Consider the following 19,823-nt stretch of genomic DNA (forward strand, 5'->3'; position numbering starts at 1 on the left):
CGCATATGATCGGCATCTGTGTGAGACTTAACATTTATAACCGAACTAAAGGTTGCAGCGTCGCGCATTTCGCATTGAGCGCACGACGCTGCAACCGCCGCAGTCCCAATCACTCCGCCGACACCGTCTGCATGGGGGGCTGCACGGGGGGCAGCACCGCCGTCAGCTTTTCCAGCAGCCGCTCCACCTCTTCGGCCGGGATGGGGCGGCTGAACAGGAAGCCCTGGTAGCTTTCGCAGGCCAGATCGCGCAGCAGCTGCAACTGCTCCTGCGTCTCCACCCCCTCGGCGATCACCGACAGGCCCAGGCTGCGGCCGAGACCGACGATGGCGCGCGGGACGGAGGCGTCGCTGGCGCCGATCGACAGGTCGTGGATGAAGGAACGGTCGATCTTCAGCTTGTCGATGGGCAGACGGTGCAGGTAGCTGAGGCTGGAATAGCCGGTGCCGAAATCGTCCAGCGCGATCAGAACACCGCGCTGCTTCAACGCCGCCAGGGTGGCCGCCGCCGATTCGACGTCGTCGATCAGCGTGCTTTCCGTCACCTCGATCTCCAGCTCGGAACCGCTGAGGCCGTTGGCGTCGAGCGCGCGGGCGACCTTGGCCGGCAGCTGCCCGTCGCGGAACTGGGCGCCGGAGACGTTGACCGCCACCGGAATCGACAGGTCGAAGCGCGCGCGCCAGCGCCGGATCTGGGCGCAGGCCTCGAACAGCACCCAGTCGCCCATCGCCAGAACCAGCCCGGTCTCCTCCGCCACCGGCAGGAAACGGCCGGGCAGGATCAGACCCTCCTCGGGATGGCGCCAGCGGACCAGCGCCTCCAGACCGACCATGCGGCCGGTCAGGGTGTCGACCTGGGGCTGGTAGACCAGGAAAAGCTCGCCCTCGCGGATCGCCTGACGCAGCGCCCCCTCCAGATCCAGGCGCTCGCGCGACTTGGCGCCCATCTCCTTGGTGACGAAGCGGAAGCCGTTCCGCCCCTGCTCCTTGGCATGGTACATGGCGATGTCAGCGCAGCGGATCAGCCCTTCGGGATCGTCGGCATCGTCCGGGTACAGGCTGATGCCGATGCTGGGCGTCACCACGAAATTCTGGCCGCCGACGGCAAACGGGCTGGCCAGATGCGCCACCACCTTCTCCGCCACGCGGGCGGCGTCGAGCGGCTCCGTCACCCGGCGGACGACGATCAGGAACTCGTCGCCGCCCAGCCGGCCGACCGTGTCGGATTCGCGCAGGCCCGCCTGGAGCCGGCGCGCCACCGAGCGCAGAACCTCGTCGCCGAAGCTGTGGCCCAGGCTGTCGTTGATCACCTTGAAGCGGTCGAGGTCGATGAACAGAACCGCCACCTTGGTGCCGTCGCGCCGCCCCTCGCGCAGGGCCTGGGCGATGCGGTCGTAGAGCAGGACGCGGTTGGGCAGGCCGGTCAGCGCGTCGAAATGGGCGAGATACTGGATGTGCTGCTCGGCCCGGCGCTTCTCGCCGATGTCCTCGGCGAAGGCCAGGACGAATTTCAGCGCGCCACCGGCGGTGACCGGCTGGAAATGCAGGCTGAAATGGCTGCGCCGGCCCCCCATCAGCAGGGGCTGGTCGGATTCGAGCTTGCCGCTCTCGCCATGCAGCGCCGCCTCCAGCGCGAAGACCGAGGCCTGGTCGCCGAAGCGCAGCCGGGCGTCGGTGCCGAGCAGGTCGTGCCGCGGCAGGCCGGCGGCGCTGGCGAAGGCCGGGTTGCAGTCCATCACCAGCCCGTCGGTGCCGACCAGCGCGATGCCCAGCGGCGCCTGGGTGAACAGCTGCTGCCGTTCGGCTTCCTGCAGGCGCAGCGAGGCGGTCATCTCGCCGGCCAGTTCGACCGCGCGGGAATGGATCACCAGCACCATGCGCAGGACCAGCGACAGCGCGATGCTGAGCGCGATGCCGACCGCCAGCAGGGCGCCGGGCACCCAGTCATGAGCGGTGATCACGCCGTCGGGAAGGCTGTCGTAGCGGACGGTCCAGACGCGCCCGCCGACCGGCAGCTCGCGGTCCAGGCTGAGGGTGGGCTTGCTCTCCAACGGGCGGTGGCTGCGGTAGAGCGGAAACTCGGCCTCCGCCGGCGCCACGTCGTAGATCTCCAGACCGGTGTCGGGACGTTGGCTGTCGATCAGCCCGTCGATCAGCGCGCCGATCCGGACCGGGGTCAGCACCACGCCGGTGAAGGAGGCGCGGCGCGCCTCCAGCGACGGCGGCAGGGGGTCGCCGCGGTAGGTCGCCTGAAACAGGATGAAGGCGGGCCTGGCCCCCGCCGCCTCGTCGATCTTCAGGGTGATCGCGCGGGTGGCGGCCGGCTCGCCGCTGTCGCGCGCCCGCTCGACGGCCGAGCGCCGGACCGCCTCCGACATCAGGTCGAAGCCGATGGCCCGCACATTGCCCTCGTTGACCGGGGCGGTGAAGATGTTGACCACCCGGTCCGCCCCGGCATGCTCCGGCCAGATGCGGAAACCCGTCAGGCCGGAGGCCCGCATCGACGCCACCAGATCGCCCGACCGGTCGGCCGCGACGGCGCGGGCGTAGGCGATGGAGATGATGCCGGGATAGCGCTGCGGCATGTCGAGCGCCTCGACGAAGCGGCTCCACTGCGTCCAGTGCAGGTCGGGGAAGGTCATCGCCAGCGAGGCGGCGCTGCGCGCCACCTGCTCGTACACCTTGATGCGGTCGGCCAGCTGGCCGTGGATTTCCTCGACCCGTGCGGAGAAGCGGTGCGCCTCCTCGCTGGCCAGCAGGCGCTCGGACTGGAGCATCGCCAGCAGGGACAGGCCGGTGCCGACAATCAGGGCCAGCAGGGGGACGGCCACCGGCACGTGGAGATTGCGCAGGAAACGACGGGCTGTCGGGTTCGGACCGGAGGCCGACGGGCTGTCCGCAATGGGATCTGCCTTGGGATCGGCTGCCGGTTCCGGCATCAGAACTCCTCTAGGATCTTCGGGCTGGTCAGCAGAAGCTTTTCGATCATGCCGAGGATCTGTTCGATCTTGCTGCGGGTGGCATCCAGTTCGTCGGCCATTTTGTCGTCGATGCCGGCTTCCATCAGCATGGTGTCGAAGGTGTGCAGGGTCTCGTTGAAGGCCTTCTGTTCCGCGACCAGCACGTCGAAGGCGCCCAGCGAGGCGGTCAACGCCAGCGGCGGGTCGCTGACGAAGGAATGGCTGATGTCGGTGAAGATGGCGATGGCGCTCAGCTTCTGCCGCAGCACCCATTGCGGGAAATTCGACGGCAGTTCCTTGCCGGCGATCTCCAGCCTTTCCTGGATCGAGAAGATCAGGCCTTGGATATCGAGATAGGCCGCCCGGATTTCGCGGAATCGCGGAAAGGTCTTCGGCTTGCCGCCGGCACGCAGGCGGGCCAGTGCCGCGATGTCCTCGGTCAATTTGCGGGCCATCCGAAGAACGACGTCCGTCACCTTAGACATCACACGCCTCCGCTCAACGGACCGCCCCCGCGCATCGCCTGATCCGGACCGCCGCCCTCGACGCCCCGGAGGCCAGATTACACCAGTTCCATCTCCAATCGTTAGTATTACCGGCTGACCGCCATGCGGCGACGTGCCGCCGCGGCGGATCAGAAGCCGACCGCGGACGCCGGCGTCGCACCGCCCGCAACACCACCCGCAGCACCACCCGCCGGGCCGGCCTTGTCGAGGTCGTCGAGCAGGTCGATCACCTGCCTGGACGACCGTTCCACCTCCGCCACCTCGGCCAGCGCGCGCTCCATGTCGCCGTCGGCGAAGGCACGGGCGGCCGCTTTGCCATGGTCGTGGACGTCGCGGTGCGGGGCTTCCAGCCGGCCGAAGGCGGGATGGGCGCGGTAGGCCAGCGAGGACGGGCCGTAATACCATTTGCCCAGCCGGCAGGCCTCGTGGCTCGCCAGCTCCTCCGGCCGCAGGGTCTCCAGCCCGACCAGCATGTCGGCCAGCCGTTTCTTCCAGATGACGTGGTCGACCTTGGCGATCTTGACGATCTTGCCCGGCACGTCCTGTTCCAGCAGCAGCGACAGCTGGCTGCCCAGCATGCTTTCGACACCGCGCGTCGCCTGGACGCTGCGCAGGATCGCGGCGCTGTTGGCGGCGCTGCTTTCGGCGATGCGCGCCGTGCCGGAGGCGACCTCGTTGGCGGCGGCCGACTGCTGGGTCAGGATGCCGGCGATGTCGGCCATGCGCTGCCGGTTGAGGCCGATCTGGCCGCCGATGTCGGCCATGCTTTCGCTGACGGCGCGGATCGCGTGCTGTCCGGCATCGACGGCGCGCGTCCCCTCCTCCATCGAGGTGACGATGGCGCTCATTTCCGCCTTCAGCGCGTCGATGCGCAGGCGGATGTCCTCCGTGGCGCGGGCGGTCTGGTTGGAGAGATTCTTCACCTCGCTGGCGACCACCGCGAAACCCTTGCCGGCCTCCCCCGCACGGGCCGCCTCGATGGTGGCGTTCAGCGCCAGCAGGTTGGTCTGCTTGGCGATGGCCTCGATGGTGGAGACGATCTCCGCAATGCGTTCGGAAGCGATGGACAGCTCGCCGACGCGCCGGGCGGCCCCATCCACCGCGCCGGCGATCTCCTCCATGCGCCTGACGGCGTCGTCGACGGTGCGGCCGCCGTCCACCGTCACCGCCTGGACTTCGGCGGCCTGATCGGCGATGTCGCGGGTGCGCCGGCCGATTTCCTGGATGCCGGTCACCGTTTCCTCGGTGGCCGCGGCGATGCCCTGCGACTCGTGGTCCACCGCCTGGAGCTGTCCGACCATCTGTGCAGTCGCCACCGCGGAGTCGTTGATGGCGATGGCGGCGTCCACGGTCCGGTCCATCAACTGGCCGGCGAGTTTCCCGAACTCCGTGCCGTGGGATGCGGCATCGGCCTGCGGGCCCAGGCCGGCAAGCGTGCGGCCGATGTCGCAGGCCACCGCATGCGCCACCGCCGCGGCGGAGCGGCGCGCCGTCGCCCGCCGCCAGAACAGGGCGTCCTGAACCAGGGCCAGCAGATCGCCGAGCATGAGGCCGTAGGCGGCGGTGCAGCCGGCCGGCGTCAGGCCGATGCGGCCGTAGGCATCGCCCAGGGTGCGGCAGCGTTCGGCATGCTGCGGAGTGCCGGCATCCTGGAACATCCGGCGCCAGTGATCGGTCAGCTCCGCCTGCAGGCGGGTGAGATCGGGCTTCGACTCGACGGTCAGGGCCGCGTGGGCGAGGAAACGGCCGGCCAATGCAGGAAGGCGGTCGAGGGCGACCCGGCCGATGCCGGCAAGCAGCCCGAGCTCTTCCTGCCCCAGTCCGAAAGCATCCCCGTCCAACTGCCGGCCAGCGCCACCACTCATTCTTTCATCCATCACGCCATGCGTGGCGCAAGATCATTCCCGCGCCACCCGTCAAGATTGAAAGAATTTTACCAAAAATTGTCGCCCCTGACAAGTTTGGGCCAACGAGGTAAAAACAAGCGGTGGTTGCAAACAGTCTCCGGGAAGACTAATAGTCTATCCCGGATACTTTCTGTTTGCTTCGTCGAAGGGCGCCGTCTCTTTGCCAATGCTTCATTGAATGCAGTCAGGAGGCACAAAGAGACCCGATTGCGTCGGCGAGAAGGCCGCTGAGCGACAGGGCGTTGGAAGGGTGTGGCACGCCGTCGCAGGACAGCGGGCGGCCCAGCCCTTCGGCGGTGAAGCGCTCGGCGACGATGTCGCTGAACAGGGCATGGACGCCATAGACCTGCACCCGGCTCGCCCCCAGGACCCGTGCCGCGCGGGCGCAGGAGAAGATCGTCTCGCCGGAGCTGATGACGTCGTCGACGATCACCACCGGCCGGCCATGGATCGGCGCGTCGGGGGGCAGCGCCACCGTCACGTCGCGGTCGCCGCGCCGCTCCTTGCGGCCGACGATGCCGGTCAGGCCGAGCGGGCCGGCCACCGCCTCCACCAGCGGGGCGGATTCCTCGTCCGGGCCGACGATGACGGTGCCCGACGTCACGCCGTTCGCGCGCAGATGCTCGGCGATGGGGGCGGCACCGCTCAGCGCGACGGACGGGCGGCCGACGAAGACCTCGTCCAGCGTGTGGGTGCGGTGCAGGTGCGGCTCGACGCAGACGAAGCGGTCGAAGCAGCGGCCGAGCCAGTCGCCGACCACCGTCTGGCTGACCGGCTCGCCCGGCCGGAAGATGGCGTCCTGGCGCATGTAGGCCATGTAGGGCGCGACCAGACAGAGGTCGGTCGCCCCCTGGCGCCGCAGCACCGATGCGGCGAGCGTCAGCTCGACAAGCTTGTCGTTCGGGCGGTCGAGCGAGCGGTAGACGATGGCACGCTCCACCGGCTCCGGCAGCCGGACCAGGCTTTCGCCGTCGGGGAAGCGGTGCAGCTCGGCGATGTGGCAGGGGATTTCCAGAGCCTGGGCCAGACGGCGCGCGGCGTCCGCCGATTCCGGAAAGCCATAGACGGCCGTGTAGTTGCCCGTATTGCGGGCCATGCCCCTTCTCCCTCTACCACCTTGGACGGCAGCAAGCTTGGCGCAGGCAGTATGGGCGGGTCAATCACGGCAAAAGGCGGCACGGCAAAAGGCCGACATCGTCGGCCTAATCGCCATCGGCTTGGCCCCCCGGCCGCTTGTCCTGCTCGGCCTCGTCCGCCTCGGAGGCGGCGGGATCGACATGGATGCTCTCGGCCTTGCGCGCCAGCCATTGGAAGGCGCCCAGCCCGACCACCAGCAAAGTGACCACGCCCAGCAGCATCACCGGATAGACGATGGCGGAAATCTCGCTGGTGCGCGCCTCGAACACCAGGACCAGCCCCTCCAGGCTGGCGGCGATGATGATCGTGGTCAGGAACTTGGTCAGGGTGCGGCGGGCCTCGTCGGCGCGGCGCAGCTCGCGTTCGCGGATGAATTCCTCCTCGTAGAGGTACTTGGCGATCTCGAACACCGCAATGGCCAGCACGATCATCCCCACCCCGTCCAGCATCGCCGAGGTCAGGACGGCGCTGTCCAGGGCGACCACGCCCTCCACCACCGTCAGGGCGGACAGGCCGATGAACAGCAGGGAGAAAATGCTGAGCGTCACCGCCGCCAGCAGATACATCCCCCGTGTCGCCGATTGGAACATCGCCCTCCCCCTCCGTCCAAGCTGGTCCTTGGCAATGAGAACGCACGAGACCGCCTCTCCGCCCGGACGGCGGCAGCGGATCCGTCGACGCTGCCGGGGAACCTCTTTAGAGTGGCGGCGACCTGCCGCCCCTCTTCCGGTTTTCCACTCCATGACGCAGCTGCCCTCCCCCTCCCCTTCCCCATCCCCTTCCGCTGACCAGCCCCGCAACGGCGTGGTGGCGAGCGCCGCCTATTGCGACGGCCGTCGCATCGCCGAGGTGCCCATCGCCGAGGCCGGAGCCTGGGCGGCCAAGGAAAACCACTTCGTCTGGATCGGCCTGTGGGAGCCGGACGAGGCGCTGCTGATGGAGGTGAAGCGGCAGTTCGGCCTGCATGAGCTGGCGGTGGAGGACGCCCTGCACGCCCACCAGCGGCCGAAGCTGGACGTCTATGGCGACAGCCTGTTCATGGTGCTGCGCACCGCCCGGCTGGAAAACGGCGAGCTGGTGCTGGGGGAGACCCATGTCTTCGCCGGCCGCGGCTATGTCGTCACCGTGCGGCATGGCGCCTCGACCAGCTATTCGCCGGTGCGGGCGCGGGCGGAAAGCGCGCCGCAGCTTCTGAAACATGGCGAGGACTTCATCGTCTACACCATCATGGATTATGTGGTGGACTGCTATTTCCCGGTTCTGGACCAGATGGCCACCACCGTGGACGAGCTGGACGCGATGCTGATCGTCCGGCCGCCGACCATGGGGGAGATCGAGAGCATCCACCGCCTGCGCCGCGACCTGGAACGGCTGCGCCGCAACGCCTCGCCGATGCTGGAGGTCTGTTCCCGGCTGGAGCGCTTCGACCTGCCGATGATCGACCCGGCGATCCGGCCCTATTACCGCGATGTGCAGGACCATGTGATCCGCGTCAACGAACAGATCGGCTCGCTGCGCGAGGTGCTGTCCTTCGCCTTCGAAACCAGTATGATCCTGGCGACCGCGCGGCAGAACGACGTGACGCGCAAGCTGGCCGCCTGGGCCGCCATCCTCGCCGTGCCGACCGCCGTCGCCGGCCTGTACGGCATGAACTTCGAGCATATGCCGGAGCTTCACTGGCGGTACGGCTACCCCGCGGTGCTGGCGGTGATCGCCGTGGTCTGCACCGCGCTGTATGTCCGCTTCCGGCGGACCGGATGGCTGTGACGGCAACCCGGCCGGACAGCGACGGATCGGGGTGGCCCGCTTGGATCGGCACCTTTGACATGGTTGGTTTTGGAGTTTGGTGAGGGACATGACCGACGCGACGAACACGCTGCACGCCCTGCTGGACGCCTATCTGCGCTGCCCGGTGGAGGCCGCGCGCACGGAACTGGAACAGGCGCTGCGCGGCTACCAGACCGATTGGATCCGCGCCCGCGCCGGGGCCGACGCCCCGCCGCTACCGGTGACCGCAGCACCGGCGCCGGCCGCCAAGCCGGCAGTGGCGAAGCCGCGCTTCCCTATCGCGGCGGCCGACCTCGACGTTCTGAAGCGGCTGGCCGACGGCTGGACCGGCACCACCGCCGAAGTGGCGCGCTGGGCCTGGTTCGAAAACCGCGAACTGGTCAGCCTGGAGCCGAATCCGGCCGGCGAAGGGCCGGAGGTGCTGCGCCTCACCCCGCTCGGCTGGGCCGCCATCGGGCGGAGGCCGGCGGGCTGAGAGTTTGTAAGTTTTTATGGGGTTTGCCGGGGGAAGCCTTGGATTTGAACAGCTTGACTGCTGGCTTCAATCACGAGCTTCTTTCGGCCGTCATTCCCGCGAAGGCGGGAATCCAGTGTTTCCCAAGCGTGGCCAATCGGTAAGCCTGGATCCCCGCCTTCGCGGGGATGACGGCCGATGAAAATTCCGGAAACCCACAACGTCCGAAGGGGCAGCGCGCCTCAATTCACCTGCGGCAGCGCGAAGATCTGGCCGGGATAGATCATGTCCGGGTCGCGGATCTGCTCGCGGTTGGCGGTGTAGATGGTGGTGTAGAGCATGCCGTCGCCATAGGTGCGGCGTGCCAGCCGCCACAGGCTGTTGCCGGGCTGGACGACGATGTTGCGCCCGTCGGTGGCGGATGCCGGCATGGCGGAGACCTGGACCGGCAGTTCGGCCCGCGACACCACCTTGCCGGACAGGGTGACCTGATCGGCGCGCAGGGTGTAGAGGCCGGGGTCGATCAGCTTTTCCGGGGTCAGGCGCCAGTTGCCCTTGGGGTCGCTGTGGGCGCTGCCGACGAGGATGTTGTCGAGATAGAGCTGCACCGCGCTGTTGGGCGCCGCCCGCCCGCCCAGCGCCACCCGGCCGGCGGGATCGTAGTCCATCGTCTCCACCGACACGCCGCCCGGCGGCGGCGGGGCGCCGTTGTCGGGAAGCGGCGGGGCCTGCAAAAGCGAGCTGCCGCCCATGGCCGGCGCGGCGCCGGCCAGCCCGTCGCGCGGCACCGCCACCGCGACCGGCGCGGCAGGCGATTCGGATCCGGGCTTCGCCGCGGGTTCCGGCACCATCACCACGACCACCTTGTCGGCGGGACGCGGGGCGTCGGTGCCGGGACGGGTCTCGGTCAGGTTCAGTTCGCGGGTGCCGGGCGACAGCGGCTTGTCGGGCAGCATCACCCACTCGCCGCGCTGGTCGGCCTTGGCCGACGCGACGCGCGTGCCGCCATCGGTGACCGTCACCTCCGATCCGGGAGCGGCACGGCCGGCCATCACCGTCGCCCCGTCCGGCGCCACCCGCACCACGTCGAAGCTGGGAGCCGCGGGCTTCGCCTGTTCCTTGGCCTGTTCCTTAACCGGTTCCGGGGCTGCCGCCGGCGTTGCCGGTGCGGCCTTCTGCGTCTCGCTGCGCGCCGCCGTCTGGGCCGGTGCCGCCGTGGGAACGGGGGCCGGAGCGGAGGCCAGGGTCGCCGGTCCGGTCGCCGGCCCAGTCGCGGGTTTCCCGGCGGGCCAAAGGGCGATTGCCGCCGCCCCACCCATCAGAGCCACGCCCAAAGCTGCGAACAACGCGTTTCGTTTCACCTGAGCACCCATCCGGCGGCCCGCCACACTGGCAGGGTGACTGACTATAGCAGAAGGACAGGTCGCAAAAGAATGGCGCCGTTGGAGCGAAACCATCCGCCAAACGGGCTCGATTGCCCCATAGGATCAGGATTCCGCACCAAATCGGCGCCTGTTGCAGTGAAGACTCACTCCTTCGCCGGCACCGTCCTCAGATAGGCGACGATGGCGGCGCGGTCCTCGGCGGTCAGCTTGGAGGTGGTGTTGCGCACGACCTCGCCCATGGCGCCGCCGGCGACGTCGCCGTCCGGGGTCAGGCCGGCTTCCAGAAACAGCGACAGGTCGCCGTCGGACCAGTCGCCGATTCCCTTGCCCTTGGCCTTGGAGCCGGTGATGCCCGGCACCTTGTCGTTGTCGGGGCCCTGCGGATTGCCGGCGAGGTAGCGGTCGGCATCGAGCCCGCCCAGCTGGGTGCGCGGGCTGTGGCATTCGGCGCAATGGCCCAGCGCATCGACCAGATAGCGCCCGCGGTTCCAGGCCGGCGGCTTGGCCGGATCGTCGGCGACCGGACCGGGGGTCAGGTACATCCATTGCCAGACCGGCACCAGAAACCGCCAGGAGAAGGGCGGCGACAGGTCGTGCGGCTTGTTGGCGGCCGGGGCCGCCGGCAGGCTGAGCAGATAGGCCTTCAGATCCAGCAGGTCACGGTCGGTCATCCGCGTGTAGCTGGCATAGGGAAAGGCCGGGAACAGGGCGGCACCGTCGGGCCGCACGCCCTCGCGGACGGCGCGGATGAAGTCGGCGTCGCTCCAGCGGCCGATGCCGTTCACCGGGTCCGCCGTGATGTTCGGGGTGTAGAAGGTGCCGAAGGGGGTCGCCAGCGCCCGGCCGCCGGCCAGCGGCTGGCCGCCGCCCTTCTCGTCGGTGTGGCAGCCGAGGCAGCCGGCGGCGTTGAAGATGTAGGCGCCCCGGCTGACGGCGTCGCTGACCGCTTCGCCCGCGGGAGCTTCACCGGCGGCACGCGCACTGCCGCCCGCGAAGGCGAGCGGCAGCAGCATCGCCGCGGCGGTCAGGACGCGCCGCACCGGTCAGTTCTTCTTGACGCGGAAGTCCTCGTGGCAGCTCCCGCAGGTCTTGGAGGTGGCGCCGAGCGCCTGGGCGATCTGCGCGCGGTCGCCGCCCTTGATCGCGGCGTCGAGCTTCTCGGCCGCCGGCTGGACGGCGCTCCAGTATTTCTGGGTCTCGGCCCAGCTCTTCCACAGCTCCGGCTTGGCGGCGCTATCGGCCACGCCGACGGCGGTGCCTTCGGGGAAGATCTTCTTCGGGTCCATTTTGGATACCGCCAGCACGGCTTCCGCCCCCTTGGCCGCATCCTCGGCGGTGGCGCCCTCGTTCTTCACGAACTTGGCGACGGCGCCCATGCCGCCGCCCAGCTTCTTCATGGTCTGCTGCCGGTCCTTGACCTGCTCGGCCGGATCGGCGGCGCCGGCGGCGCCGGCCGACATGCCGAACAGCGTGAACATCAGACCGGCGACGGATGCCGCCGCAAGAACATTGACGACCCGGTTGCTCATGTGGTCCCTCCCGATGATGCCGTGGCTTAACGGTGCCTGTGCCGCTGTTGACGCGCCGCCCCCGCCCGATATTCCATGGCATTCGCCAGATTTTTTCCGGCCGCGCTTCCGATGGGTGGCGGCGGCGAGAAAGGTTGACCCGCGATGAAGAGCCTGTCGTCCGTTTGCGTCTATTGCGGTGCGTCGTCCCGTGTCGCCGATGTCCACAAGGAAGCCGCCCACGCGCTGGGCGACGGGCTGGCGCGGCGCGGCATCCGCATGGTCTATGGCGGCGGCCGGGTCGGGCTGATGGGCATCGCCGCCGACGCCGCGATAGCCGCCGGCGGCGAGGTGGTCGGCATCATCCCGGAACACATCCAGTCGGCCGAAGTGGAGCACACCGGCCTGACCGAGCTGCATGTCGTCGACAGCATGCACACCCGCAAGCGCATGATGGTGGAGCGGTCGGACGCCTTCGTCATCCTGCCGGGCGGCCTGGGCACGCTGGACGAGGCCTTCGAGATCCTGACCTGGAAGCAGCTTCAGCTGCACGACAAGCCCATCGTCATCGCCGACGTCGACGGCTACTGGCGCCCGCTCCTGGGGCTGATCGACCATATGGTCGCCCAGGGCTTCGCCCGCATCGACCGCTCCGCCCTCTACCGCGTCGCCGACCATGTCGACGGCGTGTTCGAGGCGCTGGGGGCGATGCCCGACCAGGCGCATCCGGCCCAGCCCGGGAAGATGTAAAGCCCAGGAAGATGCAGGGCTCCGGCTTCGAAGCCCTTCCCGCCGTTATCCCCAGACTTCCCAACCTGTGGATAACTTCTGTGCACAGCTTTTGTGGATGGCTCCCCGCCCTTCACCGAGCGTTCGCGTTCTGTTTCTGATACTGTGTCCTCCATGAGCAACCAGACCTCATCGCTGTTCGATCCCCGCCCCTCCGCCGCGGTCAAGCCGACGGCGGAATACCGAACGCCCCCCAACAACGAGGAGGCGGAGCAGGCGCTGCTGGGCGCGATCCTGGTCAACAACAAGGCCTATGAGAAGGTCGGCGAGTTCCTGCGGCCGGAGCATTTCTACGATCCGGCCCACCAGCGCATCTTCGCCGCCATCACCAAGATGGTCGACCGCGGCCAGATCGCGAACCCGGTCACGCTGAAGGCCCTGTTCGACAACGATCCCGAACTGGCGGTCGAAGGCGGCAGCGCCTATCTGGCGGAACTGGCCGCCAACGTGGTGACGGTGGTCAATGCCGGCGACTACGGCAAGACCATCCACGACCTGTTCATCCGCCGGCAGCTGATCGAGGTCGGCACCGACATGGTGAACGAGGCGTACCGCCACGACCTCGACATCACCGCGCTCGACCAGATCGGCGAGGCGGAGAAGCAGCTGTTCGACCTCGCCTCCACCGGCGACGTGCAGGGCGGCTTCGTCGCCTTCGGCGAGTCGGTCAAGCACGCCATCACGACGGCGGAGGCGGCCTTCCGCCGCTCCAGCCATGTCACCGGCGTCACCACCGGCCTGATCGACATCGACCGCAAGCTGGGCGGCCTGCACCCGTCGGACCTGATCATCCTCGCCGGCCGCCCGTCGATGGGCAAGACGGCGCTCGCCACCAACATCGCCTTCAACGCCGCCAAGGCGCACATGCGCTCCAGCGGCCAGGAGGGCGGCGTCGTCGGCTTCTTCTCGCTGGAAATGTCGGCGGAACAGCTCGCCACCCGTATCCTCGCCGACGAGGTGCAGGTGCCCGGCGACAAGATCCGCCGCGGCGAGATCCGCGACACCGACTTCCCCAAGTTCGTCCAGGCCAGCCAGGATCTGGCGCGCTGCCCCTTCTATGTCGACGACACGCCGGCCCTGTCGGTCGCCGCGGTGCGCACGCGCTGCCGCCGGCTGAAGCGGACCTCGGGGCTCAGCATGGTGGTGGTCGACTATCTCCAGCTGCTGCGCGGCTCCTCCTCGCGCGGGGCGGAGAACCGGGTGCAGGAAATCTCGGAGATCACCCGCGGCCTGAAGGCCATCGCCAAGGAGCTGGACGTGCCGGTGGTGGCGCTGTCGCAGCTGAGCCGCGCGGTGGAACTGCGCGAGGACAAGCGTCCGCAGCTGGCCGACCTTCGCGAATCGGGCTCCATCGAGCAGGACGCCGACGTCGTGATGTTCGTTTTCCGCGAACAGTATTATCTTGAGCGCGCCGAGCCTTCGCGCCGGCCCGACGAGAGCGACGACAAGTTCAACGACCGCTATCAGCGCTGGCAGCAGCGCCTGGGCGAGGTGCACAACACCGCCGAGGTGATCATAGCCAAGCAGCGTCACGGTCCGATCGGCACCGTCCGTCTCTACTTCGACGGCCAGTTCACCAAGTTCGGCGATCTCGACCAGCACCACCAGACCGACGAGTGACCAGAGTGACCAGCGACCAGAGCCTGCGCGCCTGCGCAATCCTCACCGTGGATCTCGGCGCCGTCGTCGCCAACTGGACGCAGCTGCGCGACCGGGTGGCGCCGGCGGAGTGTTCCGCCGTGGTCAAGGCCGACGCCTATGGGCTGGGGGTGGCGCAGGTTGTGCCGGCCCTGGCCGCCGCCGGCTGCCGGACCTTCGTCGTCGCCCAGCTGGAGGAGGCGCTCGCCGTCCGCCGGGCGCTGGAGCCGGTCGCTCCGGACGCGCAGGTCTTCTCGCTGGGCGGGCTGCCGCCGGGCCATGAGGGGGATTTCCTCGCCGGCCGCATCCTGCCGGTGCTGAACCACCTGGGCGACATCGCGGCGTGGCGGGCCTTCGCCGTGTCGCGCGGCGAGGTTCTGCCGGCGGTGATCCACATCGACACCGGCATGAACCGGCTGGGCCTCGGCCCCGACGAGCTGGACGAGCTTGCCGGCCATCCGGAGTGGCTGGAGGGCATCGACGTCCGCTACTGGATGACCCACCTCGCCTGCGCCGACGAGTTCGACAACCCGATGACCGGGGAGCAGCTCGACCGCTTCCGCTCGGCGCTGGCTCGGCTGCCCAAGGCGAAGGCCAGCTTCGCCAACTCGTCCGGCATCTTCCACGGCGCGGACCATCACTTCGACCTCGCCCGGCCGGGCTGCGCGCTCTATGGCGTGAACCCGACGCCGCATCTGCCCAACCCGATGCGCGGCACGGTGCGGCTGGATGCGCGGCTTTTGCAGGTGCGCAACTGCAACGCCCCGATGACGGTCGGCTATGGCGCCGCCCACAGGGTGACCGGCCCGGCGCGGATCGCCACCATCGGCGTCGGCTATGCCGACGGCTATCTGCGCTCGCTGAGCGGCAAGGGGCACGTCTTCGTCGACGGCGTCGCCGCCCCCATCGTCGGCCGCATCTCGATGGACCTGATCACCATCGACGTGACCGGCCTGCCGGAGTCGGTGGCCCAGGCCGGCCGCATGGTCGAGCTGATCGGCCCCAGCCGCCCGGTCGACACCGTGGCGGCGGAGGGCGGCACCATCGGATACGAGGTCCTGACCTCGCTCGGCCGGCGCTATCACCGGGTTTATGTGGGTGGGTGACCGGCTTTCCCCTCTCCCCCCGCTCACGCGCAAACTTTGTTTGCGCTGACGCGACAGGCGGACCTGTGGTCCGCCGAAAGCGGGGAGAGAGGGCAGAATCACCACACCAAGCCCATCCGGCCACCATTGCAAAGTCCAAGGATGACCTAGCCGTTCATCGGTGCTATGACCGCATCGCCCAAATGAGTCTCAAACCAAGGATGCGGTCCGACTGATGGGTTTCCTTGCCGCCACCGGCCGGGCCTTCCTGATCTTCCTGGAAGCGACCGGACGCCTTGCCCTGTTCACCGGGTCCGCCCTGTCGCACTGCGTGCGGCCGCCGCTCTATCCGCGCCAGATCCTGCGGCAGATGATCGACATCGGCTATTACTCGCTGCCGGTGGTCGGGCTGACCGCGCTGTTCACCGGCATGGTGCTGGCGTTGCAGAGCTACAGCGGCTTCTCCCGCTTCCAGGCGGAGGGCGCCATCGCCACCGTCGTCGTGCTGTCGATCACGCGCGAGCTTGGGCCGGTGCTGGCCGGCCTGATGGTCGCGGGGCGCATCGGCGCCGCCATGGCGGCGGAGATCGGCACCATGCGGGTGACCGAGCAGATCGACGCCCTGTCCACCCTGTCGACCAACCCCTACAAGTATCTGGTGGCGCCGCGGCTGATCGCCGGGCTGACCATGGTGCCGCTGCTGGTCATCGTCGCCGACATCATCGGCGTCTTCGGCGGCTTCCTGGTCGGCGTCTACCGGCTGGACTTCAACGCCGCCAGCTACATCAACCGCACCTGGGAATTCCTCCAGCCGGTCGATGTCATCTCCGGTCTGGTCAAGGCGGCGATCTTCGGCTTCCTGATCGCGCTGATGGGCTGCTACCACGGCTACCACTCCAAGGGCGGCGCCCAGGGCGTCGGGGCTGCGACCACCAACGCGGTGGTGTCGGCCTCGATCATGATCCTGGTGTGGAACTACCTGATCACCGGCCTCTTCTTCTCGACCAAGTGAGCGCCATCGAAATGACCGTTCCCAAGATCGCGCTCAAGAACGTCACCAAGCATTTCGGCCCGAAGACGGTGCTGAACGGCATCGATCTGGAGGTGGCGAAGGGCGAGTCGCTGGTCGTCATCGGCGGGTCGGGCACCGGCAAATCGGTGATGCTGAAGAGCATCCTCGGCCTGCTGACTCCCGATTCCGGCTTGATCCAGGTCGACGGCGTCGAGACGACCCGGCTGCGCTCGCGCGAGCGCGAGAAGCTGCTGCACAAGTTCGGCATGCTGTTCCAGGGTGCCGCCCTGTTCGACAGTCTGAAGGTCTGGGAGAACGTCGCCTTCGGCCTGATCCAGGGTGCCCATATGCCCCGATCCCAGGCCAAGGAGATCGCCGTCGCCAAGCTGGGCGCCGTCGGCCTCACCCCCGACGTGGCGGAGCTGTCGCCGTCGGAGCTGTCGGGCGGCATGCAGAAGCGCGTCGGCCTCGCCCGCGCCATCGCCGACGAGCCGGAGATCATCTTCTTCGACGAGCCGACGACCGGCCTCGACCCGATCATGGCCGACGTCATCAACGAGCTGATCGTGCAGTGCGTGAAGGATCTCGGGGCCACCGCGGTCACCATCACCCACGACATGGCTTCGGCCCGCAAGATCGCCGACCGCATCGCCATGATCTACCAGGGCCGGATCATCTGGACCGGCCACGCCCGCGACATCGACAATTCGGGCAACGCCTATGTCGACCAGTTCGTCCATGGCCGGGCGGACGGGCCGATCAAGATGCAGATCAAGGCGCTGTAAGCGGGACAGGACGGGCGGAACAATCGGGGGATTTGCCGGTTACCGGACAGGGCTCTTCGGCAGCCCGTTCCCCGGAGGTGGCCTCCCGTGAGTGTGCAGCCCGCGACGTCCCAGGACTTCGACATCGACGAGGTCTTCCGCCGCCTGCGGGTCGCGGTCGCCCCCTATCCCAAGGCGGCGATGTTCGAGCTGCGCGACCGCGGCTATGCCACCCCGTTCCAGCAGCTGGTCGCCAGCCTGATTTCCGCCCGCACGCGGGACGAGACGAGCCTGGAGGTCGCCGAACGGCTGTTCGCCGTCGCCGGCACGCCGGCCGCCATGGCCGCCCTGCCGGAGGAGCGGCTGGTGGAGCTGCTGCACGGCGCCACCTTCCCCGAACCGAAGGCGCGCGACATCCGCGCGCTGTCCCGCCGCATCGTCGAGGAACAGGGCGGCGAGGTGCCCGACACGCCGGACGGGCTGATGCGCTTCCATGGGGTGGGGCCGAAGATCGCGGCGCTGACGCTGGCGGTCGGCTTCGGCATCCCGGCGCTGGCGGTCGACATCCATGTCCACCGCATCGTCAACCGCTGGGGCTACGTGCAGGCGCGCAACCCCGAGAAGACGATGGCCGCGCTGCTGGCGGTGCTGCCGAAACGCTACTGGGTGGAGATCAACGAGCGGCTGGTGCCCTTCGGCAAATGGGTGTGCACCGGCGAACGGCCGCGCTGCTCCACCTGCCCGCTGCTGTCGATGTGCGCGCGGGTCGGCGTCACCACGTCACGCTGAGCGGTGGCGGGCATCAGCGACCATCCGGGTCGCGGCTCAGAGCAACGCGAAGGGCGTCTATGTCGCTTTTGCCGAACAGGTAAGGGGCGAATTTCCGCAGCTTGTCGGTCGGCCAGGACCACCATTGCAACGACAGAAGAAAGTCAATGTCAGCGTCCGCCAAGCGCTTGCGTATGACCCTGGCAGGATTACCGGCAACGATGGTATAGGGCGGAACGTCTTTCGAGACGACCGCGCACGCTCCGATCACAGCGCCATCCCCAACCGTGACACCGGAAAGAATGGATGCACCGTCACCGATCCAGACATCGTTACCGATGGTAACCGGACCCTTGCTGAAGGTGCTGTGCGGTCCATTGAGCTCGGGCATCCAGTCCGCCAGCATTTCCGCCGGATAGGTCGATGCCCCTTGCATGGCGTGCATGCCACCGAAATGGATACGCACCCCTTCGGCAATTGAGCAGAACCGCCCAATCGTGATCTTCCCGGCTTCCGCGTAAGCAACCAGTTCCATCGATGCCGAGAAGTAGGTGAATGCGCCGACGGAAACCGGACAGGGCATCCCACCGATTATAAAATCATATAGGATATCCTCATCCGTCTTCTGATGTTTCATTCTTAGATACATTTTCTATGTACTTTCAATCGGGATACTGAGGCAGTACGCCAAAATTACCTTCCCCGATCCCACACTTGAAGTGAAGCGATTTGCGTCCGCCAGGATCCCGTTCCAGGAGGTGGAGGCGGCTGCGATTGATGCAGATCCTGGCGGGACACCGGAGGGCTGGCTAGAAGAGCGCCCGGACTTCCGCTTTTCGAGGCTTCCCGCGATGATCGTCTACGCCCTGCACTGCGCCTGCGGCCATGATTTCGACCAGTGGTTCGACAACATGGCCGATTACGACACCAAAAAGGCCGCCGGAATCCCCTGCCCGTCCTGCGGCGGCACCGAGGTCGCCAAGGCCATCATGGCGCCGCGCGTCGGAAAGTCCCAGCCGGCGCCCGCCCCCGCCTGCGGCCCCGGCGGCTGCGGCGGAGGCGGCTGCCCGATGATGATGTGACCGATGTTCGGGCTGGGGGCGGCGGCGCTCAGCGCCGCCGGGCCTCCGCCGTCAGCCGCGGGCCGGTGGTCAGCTCCTCGCGGCGGCGGGGGGTGCCAAAGCTCGGCTCGACGCGGTTTTCACGCGGCCGGTCGTCGCCGGCCGGCGGCCGGCTGAGCGGATCGGCACCGCGGCCGCTGCGCCACCAGGCGAAGCCGATGCCGCCCAGCGTCGCGGCGATCAGCCCGGCGACACCGGCCCGCGCGGCATTGGACTGCCAGATCGAGGGGGCAGCGCCGACCGCCGCCGGTTCCTCGACCGGGGCCGGCTTGCCGTCCGGCGTGGTCGCTGCCACCGCCCCGCGCGGTGCCGCCTGCGGAGTCGGCCCTTCGGACGTGTTGGACGTTGGGGGGGCCGATGCATTGGCCGCAGGGGTATTGGCTGACGGGCGCGGCGCGCTGGAGGTCACCGCGCTGGCTGCCGGGGCCGACGGACGGGCCGATGGAGCCGGTGCCGCGGCGGGCGCGCTGTGGCTGGCTGAGGAGGACGCGGAGGAAGAAGACGAAGAGGAAGAGGACGACACCGGGGCGCCGCCGAACTGGGCCATGCCGCCGACGCTCTCGTTGCCGGATTCGACCCGGCCGGTCGGGGCGGCGCGCGGCGCCACCTCCTTGTCGTGGCGGGTCTGGCCGACCTGGCTCTTGGACAGGCTGCCCATGGTCGGCGCCGCCTTGCTCTCGCGCTCGCCCATCATCTTGGCGATGGTGGCCTGGTCGAGGTTGCCGGTGGCGGGAAGGCCCGCCGACTTCTGATAGGCGCTGAGCGCGGACCGGGTTTCCGGCGTCATCTGGCCTTTGGCCCGGCCGCCGATGTTGTAGCCCTTGTCCTTCAGGATGGTCTGCGCCCACTGGATGTCGGCGACCGACGCCTCGGCCCATGCCGGGCCCGGTGCTCCCACCGTCAGGGCCGAAACCACCAGCGCTGCAGCCGCCACCGCGGCGCCACCATGCACCCGCCGCGAAATCCCAGACATTGCCTCTCCCTTTCGTCCGTGACGCCAGA

At 68.5% G+C, this 19,823-nt stretch carries 19 protein-coding genes; 9 read left to right on the forward strand and 10 right to left on the reverse strand.

Annotated features, from left to right (window positions below; genetic code table 11):
- Positions 1-109: 109 nt before the first annotated feature.
- The 5 genes from ABNQ40_RS32430 to ABNQ40_RS32450 form a co-directional block, all read right to left on the reverse strand.
- Positions 110-2,938: an EAL domain-containing protein gene (locus ABNQ40_RS32430; protein WP_391349206.1), complete on the reverse strand. Its 2,829-nt coding sequence runs from the start codon at positions 2,936-2,938 to the stop codon at positions 110-112.
- Complete coding sequence (locus ABNQ40_RS32435; protein WP_109049952.1) at positions 2,938-3,444, reverse strand: hypothetical protein; 507 nt, start codon at positions 3,442-3,444, stop codon at positions 2,938-2,940. Before ABNQ40_RS32435 ends, ABNQ40_RS32430 begins: the two co-directional genes overlap by 1 nt.
- 149 nt (positions 3,445-3,593) lie before the next feature.
- Complete coding sequence (locus tag ABNQ40_RS32440; RefSeq protein ID WP_391349207.1) at positions 3,594-5,330, reverse strand: methyl-accepting chemotaxis protein; 1,737 nt, start codon at positions 5,328-5,330, stop codon at positions 3,594-3,596.
- 226 nt (positions 5,331-5,556) lie between these two features.
- Positions 5,557-6,468 (reverse strand): ribose-phosphate diphosphokinase, encoded by a 912-nt coding sequence (locus tag ABNQ40_RS32445; protein WP_109049950.1) that lies wholly within the window; start codon positions 6,466-6,468, stop codon positions 5,557-5,559.
- Between the two features lie 106 nt (positions 6,469-6,574).
- Positions 6,575-7,099 carry a hypothetical protein gene (locus ABNQ40_RS32450; RefSeq protein ID WP_109049949.1) on the reverse strand — a complete coding sequence of 175 codons (525 nt, stop codon included), beginning with the start codon at positions 7,097-7,099 and terminating at the stop codon, positions 6,575-6,577.
- Between the two features lie 151 nt (positions 7,100-7,250).
- Between ABNQ40_RS32450 and corA the strand changes: the two genes are divergently transcribed.
- Positions 7,251-8,276, forward strand: a complete 1,026-nt coding sequence (gene corA / locus ABNQ40_RS32455; RefSeq protein WP_391349209.1) for a magnesium/cobalt transporter CorA — start codon at positions 7,251-7,253, stop codon at positions 8,274-8,276.
- 88 nt (positions 8,277-8,364) lie between these two features.
- Positions 8,365-8,772, forward strand: coding sequence for a hypothetical protein (locus ABNQ40_RS32460; protein WP_391349210.1), 408 nt, complete (start codon positions 8,365-8,367; stop codon positions 8,770-8,772).
- Between the two features lie 221 nt (positions 8,773-8,993).
- Here ABNQ40_RS32460 and ABNQ40_RS32465 read toward each other — a convergent pair whose 3' ends face one another.
- From ABNQ40_RS32465 to ABNQ40_RS32475, 3 genes are all read right to left on the reverse strand, one after another.
- Positions 8,994-10,070, reverse strand: a complete 1,077-nt coding sequence (locus ABNQ40_RS32465; RefSeq protein ID WP_391349289.1) for a LysM peptidoglycan-binding domain-containing protein — start codon at positions 10,068-10,070, stop codon at positions 8,994-8,996.
- 209 nt (positions 10,071-10,279) lie between these two features.
- Positions 10,280-11,176, reverse strand: coding sequence for a c-type cytochrome (locus ABNQ40_RS32470; protein ID WP_391349211.1), 897 nt, complete (start codon positions 11,174-11,176; stop codon positions 10,280-10,282).
- A gap of 3 nt (positions 11,177-11,179) precedes the next feature.
- Entirely contained in the window at positions 11,180-11,665 is a 486-nt protein-coding gene (locus tag ABNQ40_RS32475) for a cytochrome c (protein WP_109049944.1), read from the reverse strand.
- A 144-nt stretch (positions 11,666-11,809) separates the two neighbouring features.
- Here ABNQ40_RS32475 and ABNQ40_RS32480 point away from each other — a divergent pair, with 144 nt between their 5' ends.
- From ABNQ40_RS32480 to nth, 6 genes are all read left to right on the forward strand, one after another.
- On the forward strand, positions 11,810-12,394 hold the full coding sequence (locus ABNQ40_RS32480) for a TIGR00730 family Rossman fold protein (RefSeq protein ID WP_109049943.1): 585 nt from the start codon (positions 11,810-11,812) through the stop codon (positions 12,392-12,394).
- Between the two features lie 153 nt (positions 12,395-12,547).
- Entirely contained in the window at positions 12,548-14,053 is a 1,506-nt protein-coding gene (locus ABNQ40_RS32485) for a replicative DNA helicase (protein WP_109049942.1), read from the forward strand.
- 5 nt (positions 14,054-14,058) lie between these two features.
- Complete coding sequence (gene alr, locus ABNQ40_RS32490) at positions 14,059-15,177, forward strand: alanine racemase (RefSeq protein ID WP_391349212.1); 1,119 nt, start codon at positions 14,059-14,061, stop codon at positions 15,175-15,177.
- Positions 15,178-15,391: 214 nt separating this feature from the next.
- Complete coding sequence (locus ABNQ40_RS32495) at positions 15,392-16,168, forward strand: ABC transporter permease (protein ID WP_109049940.1); 777 nt, start codon at positions 15,392-15,394, stop codon at positions 16,166-16,168.
- Positions 16,169-16,179: 11 nt separating this feature from the next.
- Positions 16,180-16,953: an ABC transporter ATP-binding protein gene (locus ABNQ40_RS32500; protein ID WP_109490940.1), complete on the forward strand. Its 774-nt coding sequence runs from the start codon at positions 16,180-16,182 to the stop codon at positions 16,951-16,953.
- 87 nt (positions 16,954-17,040) lie between these two features.
- Positions 17,041-17,721 (forward strand): endonuclease III, encoded by a 681-nt coding sequence (gene nth / locus ABNQ40_RS32505; RefSeq protein WP_247879790.1) that lies wholly within the window; start codon positions 17,041-17,043, stop codon positions 17,719-17,721.
- Between the two features lie 13 nt (positions 17,722-17,734).
- Here nth and ABNQ40_RS32510 read toward each other — a convergent pair whose 3' ends face one another.
- Entirely contained in the window at positions 17,735-18,337 is a 603-nt protein-coding gene (locus ABNQ40_RS32510) for a CatB-related O-acetyltransferase (RefSeq protein ID WP_282187200.1), read from the reverse strand.
- 214 nt (positions 18,338-18,551) lie between these two features.
- Here ABNQ40_RS32510 and ABNQ40_RS32515 point away from each other — a divergent pair, with 214 nt between their 5' ends.
- The gene (locus ABNQ40_RS32515) at positions 18,552-18,782 is read left to right on the forward strand and encodes a DUF1178 family protein (protein WP_098735150.1); all 231 of its coding nucleotides are present in this window, start codon (positions 18,552-18,554) and stop codon (positions 18,780-18,782) included.
- Positions 18,783-18,810: 28 nt separating this feature from the next.
- Here the strand turns inward: ABNQ40_RS32515 and ABNQ40_RS32520 are convergent, their stop codons facing one another.
- On the reverse strand, positions 18,811-19,794 hold the full coding sequence (locus ABNQ40_RS32520; RefSeq protein ID WP_109049938.1) for a peptidoglycan-binding domain-containing protein: 984 nt from the start codon (positions 19,792-19,794) through the stop codon (positions 18,811-18,813).
- Between the last annotated feature and the right edge of the window lie 29 nt (positions 19,795-19,823).

Origin of the sequence: Azospirillum sp. A23, from assembly GCF_042938965.1 — a bacterium.
GTDB lineage: Bacteria > Pseudomonadota > Alphaproteobacteria > Azospirillales > Azospirillaceae > Azospirillum > Azospirillum melinis.

Excerpts from the sequence above, each read along its gene's own strand:
- ABNQ40_RS32430 (WP_391349206.1), bottom strand. The coding sequence starts at position 2,938 with ATGCCGGAACCGGCAGCCGATCCCAAGGCAGATCCCATTGCGGACAGC.
- ABNQ40_RS32435 (WP_109049952.1), bottom strand. The coding sequence starts at position 3,444 with ATGTCTAAGGTGACGGACGTCGTTCTTCGGATGGCCCGCAAATTGACC.
- ABNQ40_RS32440 (WP_391349207.1), bottom strand. The coding sequence starts at position 5,330 with ATGAGTGGTGGCGCTGGCCGGCAGTTGGACGGGGATGCTTTCGGACTG.
- ABNQ40_RS32445 (WP_109049950.1), bottom strand. The coding sequence starts at position 6,468 with ATGGCCCGCAATACGGGCAACTACACGGCCGTCTATGGCTTTCCGGAA.
- ABNQ40_RS32450 (WP_109049949.1), bottom strand. The coding sequence starts at position 7,099 with ATGTTCCAATCGGCGACACGGGGGATGTATCTGCTGGCGGCGGTGACG.
- corA (WP_391349209.1), top strand. The coding sequence starts at position 7,251 with ATGACGCAGCTGCCCTCCCCCTCCCCTTCCCCATCCCCTTCCGCTGAC.
- ABNQ40_RS32460 (WP_391349210.1), top strand. The coding sequence starts at position 8,365 with ATGACCGACGCGACGAACACGCTGCACGCCCTGCTGGACGCCTATCTG.
- ABNQ40_RS32465 (WP_391349289.1), bottom strand. The coding sequence starts at position 10,070 with ATGGGTGGGGCGGCGGCAATCGCCCTTTGGCCCGCCGGGAAACCCGCG.
- ABNQ40_RS32475 (WP_109049944.1), bottom strand. The coding sequence starts at position 11,665 with ATGAGCAACCGGGTCGTCAATGTTCTTGCGGCGGCATCCGTCGCCGGT.
- ABNQ40_RS32480 (WP_109049943.1), top strand. The coding sequence starts at position 11,810 with ATGAAGAGCCTGTCGTCCGTTTGCGTCTATTGCGGTGCGTCGTCCCGT.
- ABNQ40_RS32485 (WP_109049942.1), top strand. The coding sequence starts at position 12,548 with ATGAGCAACCAGACCTCATCGCTGTTCGATCCCCGCCCCTCCGCCGCG.
- ABNQ40_RS32495 (WP_109049940.1), top strand. The coding sequence starts at position 15,392 with ATGGGTTTCCTTGCCGCCACCGGCCGGGCCTTCCTGATCTTCCTGGAA.
- ABNQ40_RS32500 (WP_109490940.1), top strand. The coding sequence starts at position 16,180 with ATGACCGTTCCCAAGATCGCGCTCAAGAACGTCACCAAGCATTTCGGC.
- ABNQ40_RS32510 (WP_282187200.1), bottom strand. The coding sequence starts at position 18,337 with ATGAAACATCAGAAGACGGATGAGGATATCCTATATGATTTTATAATC.
- ABNQ40_RS32515 (WP_098735150.1), top strand. The coding sequence starts at position 18,552 with ATGATCGTCTACGCCCTGCACTGCGCCTGCGGCCATGATTTCGACCAG.
- ABNQ40_RS32520 (WP_109049938.1), bottom strand. The coding sequence starts at position 19,794 with ATGTCTGGGATTTCGCGGCGGGTGCATGGTGGCGCCGCGGTGGCGGCT.